This is a genomic window from Massilia sp. UBA6681 (assembly GCF_002454935.1).
GTDB lineage: Bacteria > Pseudomonadota > Gammaproteobacteria > Burkholderiales > Burkholderiaceae_D > Telluria > Telluria varians.
In genome coordinates this window covers 1-5,448 of the sequence record NZ_DKJX01000083.1, presented here as the reverse complement: position 1 = coordinate 5,448, position 5,448 = coordinate 1, and the positions used below count along the sequence as shown (strand labels likewise).

The following is a 5,448-nucleotide window of genomic DNA, read 5'->3' as shown; positions in this document are numbered from 1 at the left end:
GCTGTTGTTCGAACGGTCGCTGTTGTCCGAACGGTCGCTATTGTCCGAACGGTCGGTGTTGGTCGTGGTCGTGTTCGTGCGGCTGCTGTTGTCCGAGTTGTCGCTGTTGTTCGAACGGTCGCTGTTGTCCGAACGGTCGGTGTTGGTCGTGTTCGTGGTGGTGTTGGTGCGGGTGCTGTTGTCCGAGTTGTCGCTGTTGTTCGAGCGGTCGCTGCTGTCGGTATTGGTCGTGGTGTTGGTACGGGTGCTGTTGTTGGTGTTGTCGGTCGTGTTCGTGCTGTTGTTCGAACGGTCGATGCTGGTGGTTTGCGTGTTGTCGCCACGGACGCGGTCAACGGTGGTGTTGCCGTCTTGTGCGTGGGCCAGACCAAATGCCGAAGCGATCGCGATCGCCAGAATAGTGCGCTTCATCTGTTACTCCCCTATGTGTGTCACTGAAAAAGTTGAGATGCCCGGCGTTCCATGCCACCGGTCCATCTTCCCATTAGCAGTTTGCGTGCCAGCTCTTTAATATTTTGCAAGTCCTTGATTAATCTGATGATTTTTATGCTGAGCAAGCTTGTAGGACTAGGTTGATGAGGCAGTTCAATAACTTTGAAAAAAGCTGTCTCAAAGCTGTGACAGTTGTCACAGGATTGTCACCAGACTGTATCAGCCTGTAACAGCGCGCACAGGCGTGCAGAAGCAGGCGCGGAGGCTGCGCCTGCTTCGAACATGTAGGAAAAGATGAAGAAGAAAACGCCTGGACAGGCGTGATCAGGGAGCGATCGAGTGCTTGGCCATCAGGCGATACAGCGTCATGCGCGAGACACCGAGCTCGCGCGCGGCCTGGCTGATGTTGTTGCCGCACTTGGCCAGGCTGTTCCAGATGGCGGTGCGTTCCGCGCTGCCGCGCGAGTGGTCAAGGTCGTCACGCAGGATGATGGCGTCGTCCTGGGGCGCCAGCTCGAGGTCTTCCGGCATGATCAGACGGTGCTCGGCGAGCACCATGGCGCGCCGCATGCGGTTGATCAGCTCGCGGATATTGCCCGGCCAGTCGTGCTGGGCCATGGCGCGCAGGGCCTGCTTGCTGATGCCCTTGAGCTGCGGGCTCTTCTCATCGGCAAATTTGTTAAAAATGATCTCGGTGAGCAAGGGCAGGTCTTCCTTGCGCTCGCGCAGCGGCGGTACCCGGATCGGGAACACGCTGAGGCGGTAATACAGGTCTTCGCGGAAGCGTCCCGCGGCCACCGCCTTGGGCAGGTCGACGTGGGTGGCGGTGATCACGCGCGCATCGACCGCCACCGTGCGGGTGCCGCCGACCCGGTAGATGGTGCGTTCCTGCAGGAAGCGCAGCAGGCTGGCCTGCAGGTCGAGAGGCAGGTCGCCGATCTCGTCCAGGAAGATGCTGCCGCCGGAAGCGGCTTCGATCAGGCCCGGCTTGTCCTTTGCCGCGCCGGTAAAGGCGCCGCGCTCGTAGCCGAACAGCTCGGAGTGGATCAGCGAGGGCGGAATCGCGGCGCAATTGATGGCGATGAAAGGCCCGCCGGCGCGCGGCGATTGCGCGTGGATTTCCTGCGCCGCCAGTTCCTTGCCGCTGCCGCTTTCTCCCGAGATCAGCACCGGCGCATCGACTGCGGCGATCTTGTCGATGTGGGCGCGCAGGCGCCGGATCGCCACCGAGTCGCCGTCGATGTGGCGCGCGCTGGAAGCACGCTGGTGCGGCGGCGTGGACCTGGCCAGCATGGCCATGCCGTGCGCGTGGCCGAGCGAATGGTGCAGGCGCACGGTGTCGACCGGACGGGTATGGAAATCGCACAGGTGGGTGGCGATGGCCTGGCGCAGCTGCGGACGGTGCAGCAGGTCGGGCCCGAACACGCCGATCCAGCGGATGTGATGGTGCTGCTGCAGGAAGCGTTCGGTGTCGTCGTGCTCGAGGCTGCCGTCGCCGTCGAGCAGCAGCCCGACCGCATAGTGCTGCTGTGCAAGCACCTTGCGCGCGGCCGCGATACTGTCGACCGTGCACACATCCCAGCCCCGCAAGTCACCGCAGGTGGCGCGTACGCCCGCATTCCCCTCGGTGGTGATGCATAAGAGTCGTTTGACCGACACATTAACCTCGTTCTTATTCGTTATTACTGGTCATGCAGGCGACGGTGTCGGCCGGATGCCCGAGGCTTAGGTAAAAACATCGGACAGGAAATGCCGGATTCGTCCGACACCGCGTTGACTGTCATTTAACCAGAAGCGGCCACTCTTTGGCGCACAAATATTGTTGAGTTGGTAATCTGCATCGAAAAAATTCCTACAAGAATCAATGCCTTACAGCATTATTTCAGTTTTTGCTGCTGGCGGCAGCACTGGCTAACAGGCTGACCAGGCGCTCGATCGGATAGGGTTTGGCGAGCACCCGTACGCCGGGAACCGCCGGCTGGCGTTCGGTGTAGCCGGTGGCCAGCACCACCGGCAAGCCGGGATCGCGCTGGCGCACGATGGCGGCCAGGTCGATGCCGCTCACGCTGCCCGGCATGACGATGTCGGAGAACACCACGGCGGGACGGGCGCCGCCCTTGAGCAGGGCCACAGCCTGCTCGCCGTCATGCGCGACCAGCACCTCGAAGCCGGCGTCCTGGAGCGCCTGCGAGACCGCTTCGCGCACCAGCGGGTCGTCTTCGACGAACAGCACGGTGCCGCGGCCGCGCGGCAGCGGGGCTTCCGCCGGCGCCGGCGTCGGCGCTTGCGCCGGCTGTTGCGCGCGCGGCAGCCAGATGTCCACCCGCGTGCCCTTGCCGGGTTCGCTGTCGAGCAGCAGCAGGCCTTGCGACTGCAGGGCGAAGGCGTAGGCCTGCGGCAGCCCCAGGCCGGTGCCCTGGCCCTGGCCCTTGGTGGTATAGAAGGGATCGAGCGCGCGCGCCTGCACCTCGGGCGCCATGCCCTTGCCGGTATCGCTGACGGTCAGGCGTACGTAGTCGCCGGGCGCCAGCGCCTCGAGGGCGGAACCTGCGGGCGGATGGGCGAGGGCGACATTGCGCGCCTCGATGCGCAGCACGCCGCCGTGCGGCATGGCGTCGCGCGCATTGACGGCCAGGTTCAGCAGCGCCAGGTCGAACTGCAGGGGCTCGACCTTGATCGGCCTGGCCGGCTCGTCGCAGTCGATCTGCAGCGCGATGTCGGCGCGCAGGGCGCCGCTCATCAGCTGGCGCGCGCTGCGCAGCTGCTGGCAGGCATCCACCGTTTCCTGGCGCGCTTCCTGGATCCGGCCGAAGGAGCCGAGCTGGCCGGTGAGGGCGGCGGCGCGCTGCACGGTCTTCTTGCAGGTCTGCAGCAGGCCGCCCACCCTGTCGTCCTTGTTCCTGAATTCGGCCAGCTGCAGCGCCGTGCTCAGGGTCTGCAGCAGGTTGTTGAACTCATGGGCGATGCCGCCGGTCAGGCGCCCCAGCGCCTCCAGCTTCTGCGACTTGAGCAGGGCGCCCTGCGCCCGTTCGGTGGCGGCGACGGCTTCGGCCACGCGCTGCTCGAGGTCCTGCTGCGCTTGGCGGATTTGCCGTCCGGCATCGAGCATGCGCTGCGCCACGTTGTCGATCTCGACGATGCCCTGGCGGCGGTAACTCGGTTCCTTGCCCTGGCCGAGTTCATCGGCGGCAAGGCCAAGATGTTCGATCGGCCCGATCGCGCGCCGCGCCAGCCAGCGCGCCGCCAGCACGCCGGCGGCGAGCAGGGCCGCCATCAATCCGGCCAGCATGGCCGCGGCTTCCAGCGGAACGCGCCGGATGTCGCTCACCGGGATGCTGACCAACACCTTCCAGTCCGACATCGGCACCGTGCTGAAGAAGGCGCGCACGGCGATCCGGTCGAGCGTGCGGCTGTCGTACACGCCTTCGTGCGTCCGGGCCAGCAGTTCGCGGCTGTAGGCGCTCACCGGCTTGCCGATGAACTCCCGGGGCGTGCGTGAACGGGCCAGCACCACGCCCTTGCGGTCGACGATGGTGGCAATCCATTCGGTACGGAAATGCTGGCGCTCCACCAGCTTTTGCAGGCTCGCCACGCTGACGCCCAGCAGCAGGTGGTAGCGCACGGCACCGTCCACCATCACCGGCACCTGCACGGTGTAGTCGTAGGTCTTGCCGATCGGCGCCATGAAGACATCGGACACGTAGGTCGCCGCGGGGCCGCCACGCTGCATCAGTTCGCCGACGTTGGACGAGCGCCGCGTCGGCAGCGCCGCGCCGAAGGGCTTGCGTGTGTTGATCAGCTGCTTTCCGTCCAGGTCGGCCAGCACGATCACGGTGTCCCATGCCGGCGCCATGCCGCGTGCATGCTCGTAGAACTCGCGCAGGTCGCCCCGGTGCAGGGAGGGGGCGACGGCCAGGGTGCGCAGGACCGCGGTACGCGCCTGCAGTTCGTTGTCGACCATCAGGGCAAAGGCGCGGGTGGCCTCGCTCACGCTCTGCACCTGCGATTTCTGCTCTTCCCGATAGACGTAGCTGACCGCCAGCGCGGCTGCGATGAAGGAGGGCACCAGGATGGCCAGGACCAGGATCAGGAGACGGCTGCGGATACGCATGGGATGGCGATTATACAAGAGCTGAAATGTTGTCAGGAAAGCTAGCGTACCGTGCTCGGCCCGCCAAACGGCGCCGGCGCGGCCAGCTTGTATAATGTTGGCAACCCTACACCGCAAGCACATATGACCAATACCACCCACTTCGGCTACAAGACCGTCGCCGAGGACCAGAAGGTCCAGGAAGTCGCCAAGGTCTTCCATTCGGTCGCATCGAAATACGACGTCATGAACGACCTGATGTCGGCCGGCCTGCACCGCGCCTGGAAGATGTTCACGATCGCCCAGGCGGGCGTGCGTCCGGGCTTCAAGGTGCTCGACATCGCCGGCGGCACCGGCGACCTGGCCAAGGCCTTCGCCAGGCAGGCGGGCCGCACCGGCGAGGTCTGGCTCACCGACATCAACGAATCGATGCTGCGCGTAGGCCGGGATAGACTATTGAATAAGGGCCTGGTGACCCCAACTTTGCTGTGTGATGCAGAGAAGCTGCCCTTCCCGGACAATTATTTCGACCGGGTCAGCGTGGCCTTTGGCTTGCGCAACATGACGCACAAGGACCAGGCGCTGGCGGAAATGCGCCGCGTGCTCAAGCCGGGCGGCAAGCTTCTGGTGCTGGAATTCTCGAAAGTCATCGAGCCGCTGCAGAAGCCCTACGACTTGTATTCGTTCTCGGTGCTGCCGTGGCTGGGCCAGAAGATCGCGGGCGATGCCGAGAGCTATCGCTACCTGGCGGAATCGATCCGCATGCATCCGGACCAGGAAACCCTGAAGTCCATGATGCTCGACGCGGGACTGGAGCGGGTCCAGTACCACAACCTGACAGCGGGTGTGGCTGCATTGCACACCGGTATCAAACTGTAGGATGACAGAGGAAGCAAAGATGAAAAAATTCGTGGCAACCATGGTTC

The 5,448-nt window shown here is 64.4% G+C and carries 3 protein-coding genes and 1 pseudogene; 1 reads left to right on the top strand and 3 read right to left on the bottom strand.

The window, feature by feature from the left end; genetic code table 11:
* The 3 genes and pseudogenes from B2R83_RS14040 to B2R83_RS14030 form a co-directional block, all read right to left on the bottom strand.
* A pseudogene (locus B2R83_RS14040) lies at positions 1–411 on the bottom strand (hypothetical protein); the annotation flags it as partial.
* A 345-nt stretch (positions 412–756) separates the two neighbouring features.
* Positions 757–2,091, bottom strand: a complete 1,335-nt coding sequence (locus B2R83_RS14035; protein ID WP_292042360.1) for a sigma-54 dependent transcriptional regulator — start codon at positions 2,089–2,091, stop codon at positions 757–759.
* A gap of 223 nt (positions 2,092–2,314) precedes the next feature.
* Positions 2,315–4,543 (bottom strand): hybrid sensor histidine kinase/response regulator, encoded by a 2,229-nt coding sequence (locus B2R83_RS14030; protein WP_292042357.1) that lies wholly within the window; start codon positions 4,541–4,543, stop codon positions 2,315–2,317.
* A gap of 123 nt (positions 4,544–4,666) precedes the next feature.
* Between B2R83_RS14030 and ubiE the strand changes: the two genes are divergently transcribed.
* On the top strand, positions 4,667–5,401 hold the full coding sequence (ubiE, locus tag B2R83_RS14025; RefSeq protein ID WP_209589166.1) for a bifunctional demethylmenaquinone methyltransferase/2-methoxy-6-polyprenyl-1,4-benzoquinol methylase UbiE: 735 nt from the start codon (positions 4,667–4,669) through the stop codon (positions 5,399–5,401).
* Positions 5,402–5,448: the final 47 nt, after the last annotated feature.